This is a genomic window from Marinobacter sp. PE14 (assembly GCF_053566155.1).
In genome coordinates this window covers 239,679-254,619 of the sequence record NZ_JBQXNY010000001.1, presented here as the reverse complement: position 1 = coordinate 254,619, position 14,941 = coordinate 239,679, and the positions used below count along the sequence as shown (strand labels likewise).

Annotated in this window: 14 protein-coding genes; 11 read left to right on the top strand and 3 right to left on the bottom strand. The window is 57.5% G+C overall.

The genetic code is table 11. The annotated features are described in order from the left end of the window. Positions 1-53: 53 nt before the first annotated feature. The 5 genes from ahcY (at position 54) to ACWJ62_RS01145 (ending at position 4,862) form a co-directional block, all read left to right on the top strand. On the top strand, positions 54-1,448 hold the full coding sequence (gene ahcY / locus ACWJ62_RS01165; RefSeq protein ID WP_449284543.1) for an adenosylhomocysteinase: 1,395 nt from the start codon (positions 54-56) through the stop codon (positions 1,446-1,448). A 12-nt stretch (positions 1,449-1,460) separates the two neighbouring features. Then, positions 1,461-2,330, top strand: coding sequence for a methylenetetrahydrofolate reductase [NAD(P)H] (gene metF / locus ACWJ62_RS01160; protein WP_449284542.1), 870 nt, complete (start codon positions 1,461-1,463; stop codon positions 2,328-2,330). A gap of 250 nt (positions 2,331-2,580) precedes the next feature. After that, positions 2,581-3,339: a transporter substrate-binding domain-containing protein gene (locus ACWJ62_RS01155; protein ID WP_008175305.1), complete on the top strand. Its 759-nt coding sequence runs from the start codon at positions 2,581-2,583 to the stop codon at positions 3,337-3,339. 91 nt (positions 3,340-3,430) lie between these two features. Next, positions 3,431-4,102 carry an amino acid ABC transporter permease gene (locus ACWJ62_RS01150; RefSeq protein ID WP_014578168.1) on the top strand — a complete coding sequence of 224 codons (672 nt, stop codon included), beginning with the start codon at positions 3,431-3,433 and terminating at the stop codon, positions 4,100-4,102. Between the two features lie 13 nt (positions 4,103-4,115). Continuing rightward, a complete protein-coding gene (locus tag ACWJ62_RS01145; protein ID WP_148609100.1) occupies positions 4,116-4,862 on the top strand; it encodes an amino acid ABC transporter ATP-binding protein in 747 nt (248 codons plus the stop codon). A gap of 39 nt (positions 4,863-4,901) precedes the next feature. Here ACWJ62_RS01145 and ACWJ62_RS01140 read toward each other — a convergent pair whose 3' ends face one another. Further along, complete coding sequence (locus ACWJ62_RS01140; RefSeq protein ID WP_449284541.1) at positions 4,902-5,195, bottom strand: type VI secretion system PAAR protein; 294 nt, start codon at positions 5,193-5,195, stop codon at positions 4,902-4,904. Positions 5,196-5,446: 251 nt separating this feature from the next. Between ACWJ62_RS01140 and ACWJ62_RS01135 the strand changes: the two genes are divergently transcribed. The 4 genes from ACWJ62_RS01135 to ACWJ62_RS01120 all read left to right on the top strand — a co-directional run bounded on the left by ACWJ62_RS01135 (position 5,447) and on the right by ACWJ62_RS01120 (position 10,072). Further along, positions 5,447-6,799, top strand: a complete 1,353-nt coding sequence (locus ACWJ62_RS01135) for an adenosylmethionine--8-amino-7-oxononanoate transaminase (RefSeq protein WP_449284540.1) — start codon at positions 5,447-5,449, stop codon at positions 6,797-6,799. 29 nt (positions 6,800-6,828) lie between these two features. After that, entirely contained in the window at positions 6,829-7,563 is a 735-nt protein-coding gene (locus tag ACWJ62_RS01130) for a 16S rRNA (uracil(1498)-N(3))-methyltransferase (RefSeq protein ID WP_449284539.1), read from the top strand. Between the two features lie 119 nt (positions 7,564-7,682). After that, on the top strand, positions 7,683-8,912 hold the full coding sequence (locus ACWJ62_RS01125) for a DUF445 domain-containing protein (protein WP_014578176.1): 1,230 nt from the start codon (positions 7,683-7,685) through the stop codon (positions 8,910-8,912). A gap of 110 nt (positions 8,913-9,022) precedes the next feature. After that, positions 9,023-10,072, top strand: a complete 1,050-nt coding sequence (locus ACWJ62_RS01120; protein WP_449284538.1) for an HDOD domain-containing protein — start codon at positions 9,023-9,025, stop codon at positions 10,070-10,072. Here ACWJ62_RS01120 and ACWJ62_RS01115 read toward each other — a convergent pair. Then, positions 10,055-11,416: a YihY/virulence factor BrkB family protein gene (locus ACWJ62_RS01115; RefSeq protein ID WP_449284537.1), complete on the bottom strand. Its 1,362-nt coding sequence runs from the start codon at positions 11,414-11,416 to the stop codon at positions 10,055-10,057. The genes ACWJ62_RS01120 and ACWJ62_RS01115 overlap by 18 nt on opposite strands. 201 nt (positions 11,417-11,617) lie before the next feature. Here ACWJ62_RS01115 and ACWJ62_RS01110 point away from each other — a divergent pair, with 201 nt between their 5' ends. After that, positions 11,618-12,871, top strand: coding sequence for an OmpP1/FadL family transporter (locus tag ACWJ62_RS01110; protein WP_449284536.1), 1,254 nt, complete (start codon positions 11,618-11,620; stop codon positions 12,869-12,871). Between the two features lie 48 nt (positions 12,872-12,919). On the opposite strand, the gene ACWJ62_RS01105 is transcribed toward ACWJ62_RS01110, so the two are convergent. After that, entirely contained in the window at positions 12,920-13,855 is a 936-nt protein-coding gene (locus ACWJ62_RS01105) for a D-2-hydroxyacid dehydrogenase (RefSeq protein ID WP_449284535.1), read from the bottom strand. Between the two features lie 93 nt (positions 13,856-13,948). Here ACWJ62_RS01105 and tmpT point away from each other — a divergent pair, with 93 nt between their 5' ends. Continuing rightward, positions 13,949-14,602 (top strand): thiopurine S-methyltransferase, encoded by a 654-nt coding sequence (gene tmpT / locus ACWJ62_RS01100; protein ID WP_449284534.1) that lies wholly within the window; start codon positions 13,949-13,951, stop codon positions 14,600-14,602. Positions 14,603-14,941: the final 339 nt, after the last annotated feature.

Sequence of the window (14,941 nt, the reverse complement as noted above, 5' to 3'; positions counted from 1 at the left end):
GGCGTATGTCATCAGGCATACGCCCAAGCCAAACTGACTGACAGGAGAACACCATGAGCACTCCCGCAGAAAAACTGAACAGCTTTGACGACTACAAAGTTCGCGACATTTCCCTGGCCGGCTGGGGCCGCAAGGAAATCAACATCGCTGAAGGCGAAATGCCGGCCCTGATGAAGCTCCGCGAGAAGTACAAAGCCGAGCAGCCGCTGAAAGGCGCCAACGTGATGGGCTGTATCCACATGACCATCCAGACCGCCGTGCTGATTGAGACGCTGATTGAACTCGGTGCGAACGTACGCTGGTCCTCGTGCAACATCTTCTCCACCCAGGACCAGGCCGCGGCCGCCATCGCCGCGCAGGGCATTCCCGTGTTTGCCTGGAAAGGCGAAACCGACGAAGAGTACGACTGGTGCCTGGAGCGCACTGTCGGAGCCGACGTAGACGGCTGGGAACCCAACATGATTCTGGACGACGGCGGCGACCTGACCGCCCTGCTCCATGAGAAGTACCCGGGAATTCTGACCAACTGCCACGGCGTGACCGAAGAGACCACCACCGGTGTGCATCGTCTTCAGGAAATGCTGCGCGAAGGCACGCTGAAGGTGCCGGCCATCAATGTGAACGACGCGGTCACCAAGGCCAAGAACGACAACAAATACGGTTGCCGCCACAGCCTGAACGACGCCATCAAACGCGCTACTGACCACCTGATGGCTGGCAAAAAAGCCCTGGTAATTGGTTACGGCGATGTGGGCAAGGGCTCTGCTGCTTCGCTGCGCCAGGAAGGCATGATTGTAAAAGTGACAGAGGCCGATCCTATCTGTGCGATGCAGGCCTGCATGGACGGTTTCGAAGTTGTGTCTCCGTACCTTGACGGTGTGAACACCGGTACCGAGTCTGCGGTGAACCGCGATCTGCTGCAGAACACCGATCTTCTCGTGACCACCACCGGCAACATGAACGTGTGCGACGCGCACATGTTGAAAGCCATCAAGTCTGGCGCAGTCGTATGCAACATCGGTCACTTCGATAACGAGATCGATACCGCCTACATGCGCAAGAACTGGGAATGGGACGAGGTGAAGCCGCAGGTTCACGTTGTTTACCGCGACAAGGCCACCAATGACCACCTGATTCTTTTGTCCGAAGGCCGCCTGGTGAATCTGGGTAATGCCACTGGTCACCCGTCACGGATCATGGATGGCTCTTTTGCCAACCAGGTTCTGGCCCAGATGTATCTGTTCGAGCGCAAGTTCGCCGACCTGCCGGAAGATGCCCGTGAGAAAGGTGTTTACGTTCAGGTTCTGCCCAAGCACCTGGACGAGGAAGTGGCCCGGGCCATGGTGGAAGGTTTTGGTGGCGTGATCACCAAGATGACCCCGGAACAGGCCAAATACATCGGTGTACCGGTCGAAGGCCCGTACAAGCCAGAAAGCTACAAGTACTGATCGGGTAAACAGATGCAATCCCAGAAACAGTTCAAGCGCCGTTTCAGCTTTGAGTTTTTCCCGCCCAAGACCGACCAGGGCAAGGAAAAGCTGCAGAACGTGCGCAACCAGCTGGCCGAGGTGAACCCGGACTTTTTCTCGGTTACCTTCGGCGCCGGCGGTTCCACCCGGGACCGTACCATCGAGACCGTGCTCAACCTGCACAGCCAGGGGGTTTCCACGGCACCGCATCTTTCCTGCGTCGGGGGCACCCGCCAGGAAATCGGCGAGCTGCTGGATCTGTATAAAGAGCACGGAATCAACCGGATTGTCGCCCTGCGGGGCGACATGCCCTCCGGTATGGGGGCCGCCGGTGAGCTGCGCTACGCCAACGAGCTTGTGGAGTTTATCCGCGAGCACAGCGGCGACACCTTCAACCTGGAAGTGGCGGCGTATCCTGAGTTTCACCCTCAGGCTCGCAATGCCGAAGAAGATCTGAAGAACTTTGCCCGCAAGGTTCAGGCTGGTGCCAACAGTGCCATTACCCAGTACTTCTTCAATGCCGACAGCTACTTCTACTTCATCGACCGGCTGGAGAAAATGGGCGTTACCATTCCGGTGGTACCGGGCATCATGCCCATCGTCAATTTCTCCAACCTGGTTCGCTTCTCGGACATGTGCGGTGCAGAAATTCCGCGCTGGATTCGCAAACAGCTCGAAGCCTACGGCGACGACAGCGATTCCATCCGCAAGTTCGGTGAGGAAGTGGTCACCGAAATGTGCGAAAAGCTCCTCGCCGCAGGCGCTCCGGGTTTGCATTTCTATACCCTGAACCAGGTGGAGCCCAGCATCAGCATCTGGAAAAACCTGGGCATCAGTGAGCGGGAGAAGATTGCGTTTTAAGACATCGCGCCATCCGCTCTCCACGAAATAAAAGGGGCAGATGAACACTTTCATCTGCCCCTTTTCTATTCTCCCTCCGGCGGGACCTCCCCGCCAAGCATTTGATTTCCTGTATACATCTGCGTAATAGTCTAAAGTGTATGTGATGCAGTTCCATCAACGCTCCCCGGAGATCGCCGTCAACAGCAGTGATTGGTCCGGCTTGCCTTACCGGGCAAATGGAGCCTCATAAGAAAGAAAAGGAGAATGTATGAGCACGAAGTGGCTGAAGACCGTAAGCGCCAGCCTGGCACTGACCGTTGCCGCAGGAACCGTGAGCGCAGAAACCCTGCGCGTCGTCACTGACCCGAGTTTCGTTCCGTTTGAAATGATGGACCAGGAAACCGGTGAGATGATCGGTTTCGATATGGAGATCATCCGCGAGGTAGCCGACCGTGCCGGGTTCGAGATTGACCTCAACACCATGGATTTCAACGGCATCATCCCGGCCCTGCAAACCGGTAACGTAGACATCGCCATTGCCGGCATCACTATTACCGAAGAGCGTGAAGAAATCGTCGATTTCTCCGACCCGTACTACGACTCCGGTCTGCGCATCCTCGTTCGTGAGGGTAACGACGACGTAAGCGAATTCGACGACCTCGAAGGCAAGAAAATCGGCACCAAGATTGGTAGCACCAGTTACGACTACCTGGTCAAGAATCTGGACGCCGATGACGGTGTAACCCCCTACCCGGGCAGCTCTGATATGTACATGGCGCTGATGTCCCGTGCCATTGATGCAGTGTTCTACGATGCGCCGAACGTAGGCTACTTTGCCCGCACCAAGGGTGAAGGCAAGGTAACCACCGTCGGCCCGCTGTACGAAGGCCAGCAGTATGGTATTGCCCTCAAGAGTGGCAGTGAGTGGGTTGATGACGTAAACGAAGCCCTTGCCGCAATGAAGGAAGATGGCACTTACAAAACCATCTACGAGAAGTGGTTTGGCCCCATGCCTGAAGGCATGTAAGGGCTCCCGGACCCCAGAGGTCTGATTCCCTGTGCCGGGGCATCCCTGCCCCGGCACTTCGTGACTCCAAAACTCTGCGGAGACTCTCACTGTGGAATTCCAGTTTCAGTTCGACTGGCAGGCTGCCATCGACTCCATCCCTTTTCTGATAAAAGGGATCCCCTACACCCTGCTGATTTCCTTCGGCGGTCTTCTGATCGGTTTTGCTCTGGGCATTTTCTTTGGCCTGCTGAGCATCAACAAGAAGTGGTTCCTGCGGTGGCCGGCAACCGCCTACATCGAAATCTTTCGTGGCACTCCGATTCTGGTTCAGGTCCTGTTCATTTTCTACGGCCTGCCCGACCTGATCGGGGGTCCCATTGATCCTTTGACGGCCGGCATAGCGGCCATCGCTTTAAACTCCGGCGCCTACATATCCGAGGTGGTCCGCGGTGGCGTTCAGTCCATCGATAAGGGCCAGACCGAAGCCGGGCTTTCCCTTGGCCTTTCCCGCACCCAGACGTTCTGGTCTGTGGTCTGGCCGCAGGCGTTCCGCCGCATGATTCCGCCCCTGGGTAACCAGGCCATTGTCAGCATCAAGGACACGTCCCTGTTCTCGGTGATTGGCGTTGGTGAGCTGGTCCGCCAGGGTCAGATCTATATTGCCAACACCTTTACCGCGTTTGAGGTGTACTTCGTGGTCGCAATCCTCTACCTCGCCATCACCCTGTCCCTGTCCATCATTCTCCGCTTCGTCGAGCGGCGCGGACTGGCTTCTGTCTGAAGGAACGTTACCCATGACTCAGATTGTAAAAATGAAGGGCATGAACAAGTACTTCGGCAAACTGCATGTCCTGAAAGATATTGATCTCACGGTCGAGCAAGGCGAAGTGGTGGTTATCATCGGCGCCAGTGGCTCCGGCAAGTCCACCCTGATCCGATGTGTCAACGGCCTTGAGGAATACGAGTCCGGAACACTCGAGGTGGATGGTCAGCATCTCGCTCCGAAAAGCGGCAACCCGAAATCCCTGGCTGAAATCCGCAAGGAAGTCGGGATGGTGTTCCAGCAGTTCAATCTGTTCCCTCACCTCACGGTGAAGAAGAACATTATGCTGGCCCCACAGAAGGTGAAGGATGCTCCGGAAACCGTTGCCAACGCCACTGCCGAGCGGTTGCTCAACCGTGTGGGCATCGGCAACCAGGCTGACAAGTATCCCAGCCAGCTTTCCGGTGGCCAGCAACAACGGGTTGCGATCGCCCGGGCCCTGGCCATGGAACCGCGCCTGATGCTGTTCGACGAGCCTACGTCAGCGCTGGACCCGGAAATGATCGGTGAAGTGCTGGATGTTATGCGGGAGCTGGCCAAGGAAGGCATGACCATGATGGTCGTGACGCACGAAATGGGCTTCGCCCGTGAAGTGGCCGACCGCGTGATCTACATCCACGAAGGTGCGATTGTGGAACAGGGCAAACCCCATGATGTGTTCGACAACCCGCAGAACGAGCGCACCCAGGCGTTTCTTTCGCGGGTCCTGGCTCACTGAGCCAGACCAGCCCCGATAGCCCCCGCTTAAGGGGGCTTTTTAACTGTCGCCAACCACAACAGACCCCGACCCAATAGTCACACCACCACATGAAATCGCACCGCCTGTCACCGCCGCCGGCTTGCCATTGATCAGGACTGTCGACGAACCTGCAGTGATGGTGCGCGGGTGGGGTGGATGCTTGGGTTTGGAATGGGGTGCCAGTGGGTCGCCTACCCGGGCAACGGGCCTGCCATCAATCAGCACATCGGGGGAACCGGCAATCACCGGCGTGGGCGGGAAACCTTCGTGATCGGAACCAAGGTCTCCGAGCAGAACAATCGCTTTACTCATGTCGCGTCCTTTGCGTTTTTGCTGGGCCATCCTGGCCTTTTGGCTGTAAACCGGCAGTTTATACTGAAGCACTCTTCTGGCCAAATGGTTCGGTCCCAGAGTGTGATGGAATCAGGCAGGTGAAAAACGTCAGGCAATAGCGGGCCAGATCGACCTGAAATCCGGGTGGCCGGCATCCGCTGTTAACTGTAATATCCGCACAGGTTAACAGCCGATACTTGAGAACCTGACTGACTTACCGGAGACTCACCATGCGTAATGCCGATCTCGTCACCCGCGGCCTGAAATCCGTGTGGCACCCCTGCACCCAGATGAAAGACCACGAAGGCGCCGTGCCCCTGGTGCCCATCAAACGGGGCGAAGGTGTCTGGCTGGAAGATTTTGAAGGCAATCGCTTTATAGATGCCGTCAGCTCCTGGTGGGTCAATCTGTTCGGCCACGCCAATCCGAGAATCAACGCGGCTATCCAGAAGCAGATTGGCGAGCTCGAGCACGTTATCCTCGCCGGTTTTACCCACGAGCCGGTGGTCAATCTGTCTGAGCGCCTAATTGAAGTCACCCCGCCGGGCCTGAACAAAGTCTTTTACGCCGACAACGGCTCCTCCGCCATCGAAGCTGCCCTGAAAATGAGCTTCCACTACTGGAAGAACCACGGCAAACCGGGCAAGAAAAACTTCGTGAACCTGAGCAACAGCTACCACGGTGAAACCCTGGGCGCCCTCGCCCTCGGCGATGTGTCACTCTACAAGGACACCTATCAGCCGCTACTGATGGAAGTGCTGACAGCCCCCTCACCCGACGCCTTCAACAAGGAGCCGGGTGAGACCGACGAAGCCTACGCGCTGCGCCAGTTTGAAGCCATGGAAAAGCTGCTGGCAGAAAAGCATGAAGAAATCTGCGCTGTGGTGGTGGAACCGCTGATCCAGTGCGCCGGCGGCATGCGCATGCACCACCCGATTTATCACACCAAATTGCGGGAAGCCTGCGACCGCTATGGCGTGCACCTGATTGCGGATGAGATCGCCGTTGGTTTTGGCCGAACCGGTACCCTGTTTGCTTGTGAACAGTCGGGCATCACTCCGGATTTCATGTGCCTGTCCAAGGGGCTCACCGCCGGCTACTTGCCGCTGTCAGTCGTGCTGACTACCGATGATGTCTACAACGCCTTCTACGACGACTACGAGACCCTCAAGGCCTTCCTCCACAGCCACAGCTACACGGGCAACCCCATTGGCTGCGCCGTGGCGCTAGCAACCCTGGACATCTTCCGGGATGACAATGTGATTGAGAGCAACCGCGCGCTTTCTGCTTGCATGGCTGAATCCGTGGCGCACCTGGCAGACCACCCCAATGTCGGGGACATCCGCCAGCATGGCATGACTTTGGCCGTGGAAATGGTGAAAAACAAAGCCTCGAAAACGCCCTTCCCCTGGCAGGAACGCCGTGGCATTCGTGTTTACCAGCACGCATTGACCCGCCAGGCCTTGCTTCGCCCCCTGGGTAATGTGGTTTACTTCATGCCGCCTTACGTGATCACTGAAGAACAGATCCGCCACCTGGCCCAGGTTGCAACGGAAGGCATAGAGATCGCGGTTCGCGACTGACAACCGCCAGGAACCTGAGAGACCAGTTCATGCGCATACCCCGCATCTATACCAATTCTGCCCTGGCCCAGGGCAGTTCTGCCGAGCTTGATGACAACGCCGCACAACATGTGGGCCGGGTATTGCGCATGCAGCCGGGACAGGAGCTGCTGCTCTTCAACGGTGATGGCAACGACTACCCCGCCACTATTTCCAGTGCCAGCAAGAAGAACGTGGAAGTCCAGGTTGGCACCCCGGAAGCCAATACCACCGAATCCCCATTGGAAATCGTTCTCGGCCAGACCCTCTCCAAGGGTGACCGCATGGACTACGCAGTGCAGAAAGCGGTGGAAATGGGTGTTACCCGTATCGTGCCGCTAACCACCGAACGATGTGACGTAAAACTGAAGGGCGACCGGGAAGACAAGCGCCTGCGCCACTGGCAATCCGTCGCCATCAGCGCCGCCGAGCAATGCGGTCGCGCCCGAGTGCCCGAGATCCTGCCGGTGATGACCGTTTCCGAGTGGCTGGAACACAGCCGCGATTGCGAAGTCCGCCTGGTTCTCCACCACCGCACCGAACACGCCCTGAAATCCATCATTCCCCCAGAGCGGGTGGCTCTAATGATCGGCCCGGAAGGCGGCCTCTCTCCCGAGGAAATTGCCCAGGCCGAGAAGGAAGGCTTCCTGCCGGTTGCGCTCGGCCCCCGGGTACTGCGAACGGAAACCGCCCCGGTGGCGGCCATGGCACTTTGCCAATGGCTGTGGGGCGACATCGGCGGCTGACCGGCGCCGACCGTACCGCCGTCTCATGTCGGCACGCAAGTCATTGACATAACGCGGTGCCAACAACATTATCCCTGTCGACTCCGGAAGCAAAAAAACGATCACACGCGAGTAACGGGATGACAAGCCTGCTAAGCACCCAAGAATTCTGGCAATACCTCAGTATCCCGGTCATTGCCGCCCTGATTGGCTGGACCACCAACTGGCTTGCCATCAAGATGACCTTCTACCCCCTGGAGTTCATCGGCAAACCACCGCTGCTTGGCTGGCAAGGCATTATTCCCTCGAAGGCCCGCAAAATGGCGGCCATCAGTGTCGACGCCACGATCTCAAAGATCGGAACCGTTCGGGAGATCTTCCAGCAGATCGATCCGAAGGTTCTCGCCACCCATATCGTTCACTCCGTCGAACCCCGCATCGAGGAATACGTGGACGAAATGATGCTCAAGGAATACCCCACCTTCTGGGAAAACCTGCCGGCTTCAGCCAGGAAGATGGTCTACGATCGCGTCCGCAAATCCACGCCCCAGCTCGTGGACAACCTGGTGGAAGATGTCTCCGACAACATTGAAGACCTGCTGGATATCAAGGGCATGGTCATCGAGCGCCTGGCCAGCGACAAGGAGCTGCTGAACCGGATCTTTATCGAGTGCGGTGAGGTGGAATTCCGGTTCATCATCAACTCGGGGCTCTACTTCGGCTTTCTGTTCGGCCTGATCCAGATGGCAGTCTGGTATGTCTATCCGAGCTGGTGGGTGCTGCCCTTCTTCGGTCTTCTGGTGGGCTGGGCGACCAACTGGATTGCCCTGAATGTGATTTTCCGGCCGCTGCACGCCAAAAAAGTCGGTCCCTTCCGGATTCAGGGTCTGTTCCTGAAACGCCAGCCGGCCGTGGCAGAGTCGTTCTGCCACATCGTGACCCACGAGATTCTCACCGTTGGCAACATCATCAACGCCATTCTCGATGGGCCCAAGGGTGATCGGGCCCGCAACATGGTCAAGAAGCACATCAAACCGCTGGTGGATGAAACCGCCGGCATGGGCAAGGCACTGACCCAGATGGCCTTCGGACCCACCGGCTTTGCAACGCTCAAGAACAAGGTTGGCGAGAAGGCCATCGAGATATCACAGACATCGTTCAACAACCCGGTGTTCGAGAAGGACCGGGCCAGAGCCGTCGAATCGATCATGGTCGAGCGGATGATTGCACTGTCTTCCGAAGAGTTTCAGGACTTGCTCCGGCCCTGTTTCCAGGAGGATGAAATCAAACTGATTCTCGTGGGCGCATTCCTAGGCTTTGGCGCCGGTATCTGCCAGCTGGTATTCGTGTTCGGGGAGTCGTTCCTGTAAATACCTGCCATAATTCACCGGCTTAAAACCTGTGCAAGGATGCGTAGTACATCTATACTCTCGAAAACGGAGGTTCATTACTTCGAACAGGTTCGACCCGGAGGCAACGGATGCCAGGTTTTCTCTCCTGGATTTCAGGATTATTCGCAAGCAAGCAATCTGCACCACCCGCTCCGGAAGCGCGGCTGTTCAATCCATCCCCGGAGAAGCCGGCCACCGACACCCCTGACACCAGCCCGGAGCTTGCCCAACAGCTTGAGGAACATCTGTTCTGCTGGCTGCTGGATGCCGAGCCAGCAGCCCTGCGGGCTGATCTTTCTTCCTACGAGGAAGTGCTGGAGGAGCTCTATCAGCGGCTCACCAGCAACAAAATGGAGGAACTGCCCCGCCAACCCATGAGCCTGCCCATGCTCATGCGGGCCCTGTCCGACGAGTCCACCGACCGCCAGCGGCTGACGGAGATTATTCTTGGTGATCCCTCACTGACCGATCAATTGCTCCAGATTGCCAACAGCCCTTATTTCCGGACCAGCGACCATGCCATTGAATCGGTGGACCAGGCGGTATTTGTACTGGGGGTGGATGGCATCCGGAACGTCATTTCCGCGGCGGTTATGCGCCCCATGATGGCCGCAAGGAACAGCCGGGAAGCGCTGTTTGGGCAGCGCGGCTGGCGCTGGGGCCTGACCTGCGCGCGAGCCGCAGAACTCATTGCCAGAACCCAGGGCGAAGACACCAGTGCACACTTCATGGTGGGCCTGCTGCCCTCACTGGCGTACATCACGATCCGCCGTGAGCTCCAGCGTATCTGCCGGTCGCGCACAGCAACCGGCGAACCGGAGCCGGCGCTTATTCGGCATGCCCTGGCGAGATACCAGTGGGCTACCTGCCAGCTCCTGGCGAACGAATGGAACCTTCCCCCCAAGTACCATGCCTATCTTCTGGCCGCGGAACGGCCAGCACCAAAACAGAAGCACACCCCGCTGACGGACGGCATGGTTATTGGCACCCGGGAAGTGCTCAGGCACGCCCATCAGCGCAACCTCGCAGAGGAGGATCTGCCAAAAGTGGTGCGCCTGACCCCGGATCAGATCAGCAGCATACGCAACGCGCTGCAGAAGATGCTTCGGGAAGGCGGCCGTTCAACTGTCAGAAGTTGAGACAGGCTCCCTCTCCGCCACAGCTCTTGGCTTGTCCTTTGCCTCATCGCCGCGCAACAACTCTGCAAAGGTTCGTGTTTCCTCCACCTTGCGGGCTCCCACCAATTCGGTAGGAATCACCTTCGGGAGCCGATCAACAATTCGGTCCTCGTCGTGGCGAACAACCTGAAGAACGTCGCCAATGGTGATCAGATCCAGCGCCCGTCCGGGCACCAGTCGGTCGCCCTGACTCCCGGCCAGACTCAGTAAACCGGCACGGATCAATTTGTCACTGAGAGCCCGGGTTACCTCACCCGGCACTCTCAGCTCATATTCCAGTAATTCCTGCTGGGGTGCGGGCTTGCCCTCGCTGAAGGGCTTGGCCACCAGCCACATGGTCGCCAGCGCCACATTTTCCTGCAGCTCTGGTGCCAGTTGCACCTCGCGCCGCTTGGCCACGGAGCCGGGATTTTGCAGATAGAACCCGATGCTCGCGCCCAGCAAGAGGATCATCCAGTTCAGATAGATCCAGATCAGCAGAATAATGCCAATGGCGAAACTGGAGTAGATTGCCGCGTACTTCGCAGACCCGGCAACGAATGAGGCGAACAGCATGCCGGCCGCCTGCCAGGATACCCCGGCCACCAGACCGCCGATGGCCGCATAACGAAGCTTGACCCGGGTATTGGGCATGAATACGTAGACGAATGTGAAAGCGCCAACCACCAGGAAAAACGGGGTGAACCGGCTGGCCACAAGAATCATCGAGCCGAACGGCTCGATTTCGATGAGCTTCTGGACGATGGTTGAGGAAAAAATGGTCGCGCTGACGCCAATGGCCGAAACCATCAGAAGCGGTCCTACCATGATCACGCTCAGGTAGTTGCTGAAGCGCTGTGCCATCGAGCGCATGTCTGGCACGCGCCAGATCATGTTGAAGGAACGCTCGATTTTCTGGAGCAGCGACACCACCGTGTAAACCAGAAGCGCCAGGCCCACCGATCCCAGAACGCCGACTTTCATATTATCGACGAAGCCCAGGATCTGTTCGGCAAGATCAATCCCCTGCGGCCCCAGCGGTTCAAAGAACTGGAACAGGAACGGCTCCATCCGCTGATGCACTCCCAGCGCCTTCAATACCGAGAAGCTCAGGGCAAGGAGAGGCACGATACTTAGCAGGGTTGTGTACACAAGACTCATGGCGTGGAGAGTCAATTGTCCACTGAGAACATCCCGAGCCATCGCGTAGGCAGTGCGGCCGACCTTGTACAACCAGGTCCAGGGCCAACTCTGGGGCGGATTGGGATTCGCCAGAATCCAGCGCTCAGCTGCCTGAAGCCGGTCTTTTAATTGGAATGAAGCCACTTTAGGTCCTGTCGTTCCGTGTTTTATTCAGATTATCAGTCAGATATCCGGTGTAACCAGAGTATGGCCGATTAACGGCAGTTTGCGAGGGCTACACATCCAATATAACCATATCAGCATTTATTACTTCCTCTTATAACAGATCTTCTGTAAAAAGGCCGCTATTCATGAAATAGCATTTTTCTGATCGGGTATTTTCTCATGCGAATCAAACTTGCTCTGGGCGTTGCTGCATTTACCGCCTTCTCCCCTGCGACTGCCCTGGCCACCAACGGCTACTTCAGTCACGGCTACGGCACCATCAGTAAAGGCATGGCCGGCGCAGGCACTGCGCTGTCCCAGGACAGCATTGCGGCGGCAACCAACCCGGCCGGTATGGCTTTTGTCGGGAACCGGATTGACGGTGGATTCGAAGTTTTTTCGCCCCGGCGAGAATACACAGTAGAGGGCCCAGTCTCTCCTCCCCCTGCGTTCTCTTTGCAGCCGGGCACTTATAAAAGCAGCCGCAACGGTTTCGTTATCCCCCACCTGGGCTTTAATCGGGAACTGTCCGACACCACAAGTTTCGGCGTTTCGGTGTTTGCCAATGGTGGCATGAACACCGACTACTCTGGTGAAAGCGGCGGGCCTTTCTACGCCGGCCGTACCGGCGTAAACCTCGAACAGCTTTTTATTGCCCCGACCTGGTCCTGGGAGTTCTCCGACAACCAGGCCTTCGGCATTTCACCAGTGATTGCCTATCAGCGCTTTGAAGCTGAAGGCCTGCAAAGCTTCGCGCCATTCTCGTCAGACCCGGGCGCACTTTCCAACAACGGCACCGACGATGCCTGGGGCTACGGTTACCAGATCGGCTGGCAAGGTGAAATCACCGACACCCTCCGCGGCGGCGTGAGCTGGCGCAACATTCTGAAGATGAACGAGTTCGACAAATACCGCGGCCTTTTTGCGGAACAGGGCGACTTCGACATTCCCCAGATGTTCAACGCGGGTATCGCCTGGTCCGGACTTGAAAACCACTGGTTCCTGCTGGATATCCAGCACATCCGTTACAGCGAGATCAACAGCGTGGGCAACCCGCTGCTGCCCAACCTGCAGACCGCACAGCTCGGCGATGATAACGGCGCAGGCTTTGGCTGGGACGACATGACCATCGTCAAGCTGGGTTGGCAGTGGCAGCAAACACCGGCTCATGCCTGGCGGGCCGGCGTCAGCTATGGAGAGAATCCTATTTCCGACGAAGATGTGCTGTTCAACATCCTGGCGCCGGGTGTTCAGGAGTGGCACTTCACTGGCGGATTCACCCACAGCTTCAGTGAAAACCTCGATGTGTCTGGCATGGCCTTTTATTCCCCGGCCAAGACAGTGACCGGTCCCAACCCGCTGGCACCGAACCAGACCATTGATCTGGAAATGTACCAGTTGGGCGCTTCGGTCAGCGTTGGCTGGAAATACTGAGCCCCCAAGGCCGGTCTCCAAAGCCCCGAATCCTCCGGGGCTTCGCTGTTACAGCACAGATTTCAGATTGACAGCGGTGATACCAACAATTCTCTGCCGCGCTTCCCGACTGGCCCAGGCCGAGTGCGGGGTCACAATCAGATTGGGAACATCGTCCGCCAGCAAGGGGTTGCCGTTGCGGGGCGGCTCCTCAGTCAAAACATCGAAACCGGCGCCGCCGATCTCGCCGGCGCGAAGCGCGTCCGCCAGCGCCTGCTCGTTCACCAGGCCTCCGCGGCTGGTGTTGATCAGCAAAGAGTCCGGTTTCATCATTTTCAGTTCGCGGGCACCGATCAGATCCCGGGTCTCATCGGTCAGCAGGCAGTGCAGCGACAGCACGTCTGCCTGGGGCAGCAATTCGTCCAGTGAAATGCGCGAATACCCATCGACCACACCCGGTTCCTGCCCGGGCCGAGCTCCAAGAAGAATCTTCATACCAAACGCTGCGGCCCGCTCAGCCACGCCCTCGCCCAGGTCGCCGTAGCCGACAATACCGAGAGTGCGCCCCTCCAGCTCCATGATCGGATGATCCATCAGACAGAACATGTCACTTTTGCCCCAGCGCCCGGCCTGGACATCGCGGCTGTAATCCAACAGCCGGGTGGCCAGTGCCAGCATTAGTGCCATGGTGTGCTGAGCTACCGTGGAGCGGCCGTAGTTGGTCACGTTCATCACCTTGACGCCGTGATCCTTCGCCGCCGCCTGGTCAATATTGTTCAATCCGGTCGCCACCACGGCGATGGTCTTGAGTTCGGGGCAGGCCTCAAAATGCTCACGGGTGAGCACGACTTTATTGACCAGCACAGTATCGAATCCCCGGATGCGTTCCAGAATCTGATCCGCAGCGGTCCGATCATACTTTTCCAACCCGCCGGTCACCGACTCGATGGGCGAGAGATCCACATCATCGCCAAGGGTTTTGGCATCAAGAAACACCGCTTTCATACTTTTCTCCTGAATCCAGATGGCCACAGATTAGGGTAGACTTGGTTAAACGTCCAAAACTCAACATGTCCAAGCACGAACAGGGTATGAACCATGGAACATGAATTCTGGCACGAACGCTGGGCCAAAAAAGAAATCGGTTTCCACGAGGGCACGGTTAACCAATACCTCCACGACCACTGGCCGGAACTGGCCGGCAAAGGCACCGACGCCGTTTTCGTGCCCCTCTGCGGCAAAGCCCACGACATGTGGTGGCTTCACGACCGCGGCCACCCCATCATCGGCGTGGAACTGAGCGAACTGGCCTGCAAGGACTTCTTCGAAGAAGCCGGCGAAAAAGCCAAAGTCCACCCCGGCGAACCCTTCATCACCTTCAAGCACGACAACCTGCAACTCTGGTGCGGCGACTTCTTCCAACTGGTACCGGAAGACCTCAAACACGTGCGACTGGTCTACGACCGGGCCGCCCTGATCGCCCTGCCCCCACACATGCGCAAGGACTACGTAAACCACCTGACCGCCATCATCCCCGACGGCACCAGAATCCTGCTGATCACCCTGGACTACGACACCGAAATCAAGGGCCCGCCGTTCAACGTCAGCAACGAAGAAGTGCGGGAACTCTACCAGGACGACTACAAGATCGAGCACATCCTGACCAACACCCTGGCCAAGGATCATCCGTTTACAAAGAGAAAAGGTCTGGAAAACGCCTCAGAAAGCGTATTCCGTTTAACCAAACTCTAGCCTGCCTTCAGGCGGTCGCCTCCGTGGCCTGATCGGAGTGTATCGGGTGGCTTTCTGAAAACGAACTTGATGTCTGAGCGAAGCGAGTTGCCAATTCGTTTTCAGAAAGCCACCCGGTGCACTCCAGCCCCCTCACACTGTCCCCCCAGAAACCCGGCAAGCTACAAAACCAACACACCCGCCTAACATAATTTAATGAACCTTAACCACTCACACACTGTCCAACTCCAGAACGGTGAACTAAGCTCAAAGTAAGCAAGCCGACCTCGACACGATCGTGCACAGGCTTGTAAGTATCCATTCCTTCCACCCATAACTAATTAAACCGTCCGGACGGGC

Bases quoted from the DNA above. Each gene is read 5' to 3' on its own strand.
- ahcY (WP_449284543.1), top strand. From the start codon at position 54: ATGAGCACTCCCGCAGAAAAACTGAACAGCTTTGACGACTACAAAGTT.
- metF (WP_449284542.1), top strand. From the start codon at position 1,461: ATGCAATCCCAGAAACAGTTCAAGCGCCGTTTCAGCTTTGAGTTTTTC.
- ACWJ62_RS01155 (WP_008175305.1), top strand. From the start codon at position 2,581: ATGAGCACGAAGTGGCTGAAGACCGTAAGCGCCAGCCTGGCACTGACC.
- ACWJ62_RS01145 (WP_148609100.1), top strand. From the start codon at position 4,116: ATGACTCAGATTGTAAAAATGAAGGGCATGAACAAGTACTTCGGCAAA.
- ACWJ62_RS01140 (WP_449284541.1), bottom strand. From the start codon at position 5,195: ATGAGTAAAGCGATTGTTCTGCTCGGAGACCTTGGTTCCGATCACGAA.
- ACWJ62_RS01135 (WP_449284540.1), top strand. From the start codon at position 5,447: ATGCGTAATGCCGATCTCGTCACCCGCGGCCTGAAATCCGTGTGGCAC.
- ACWJ62_RS01130 (WP_449284539.1), top strand. From the start codon at position 6,829: ATGCGCATACCCCGCATCTATACCAATTCTGCCCTGGCCCAGGGCAGT.
- ACWJ62_RS01125 (WP_014578176.1), top strand. From the start codon at position 7,683: ATGACAAGCCTGCTAAGCACCCAAGAATTCTGGCAATACCTCAGTATC.
- ACWJ62_RS01120 (WP_449284538.1), top strand. From the start codon at position 9,023: ATGCCAGGTTTTCTCTCCTGGATTTCAGGATTATTCGCAAGCAAGCAA.
- ACWJ62_RS01110 (WP_449284536.1), top strand. From the start codon at position 11,618: ATGCGAATCAAACTTGCTCTGGGCGTTGCTGCATTTACCGCCTTCTCC.
- ACWJ62_RS01105 (WP_449284535.1), bottom strand. From the start codon at position 13,855: ATGAAAGCGGTGTTTCTTGATGCCAAAACCCTTGGCGATGATGTGGAT.
- tmpT (WP_449284534.1), top strand. From the start codon at position 13,949: ATGGAACATGAATTCTGGCACGAACGCTGGGCCAAAAAAGAAATCGGT.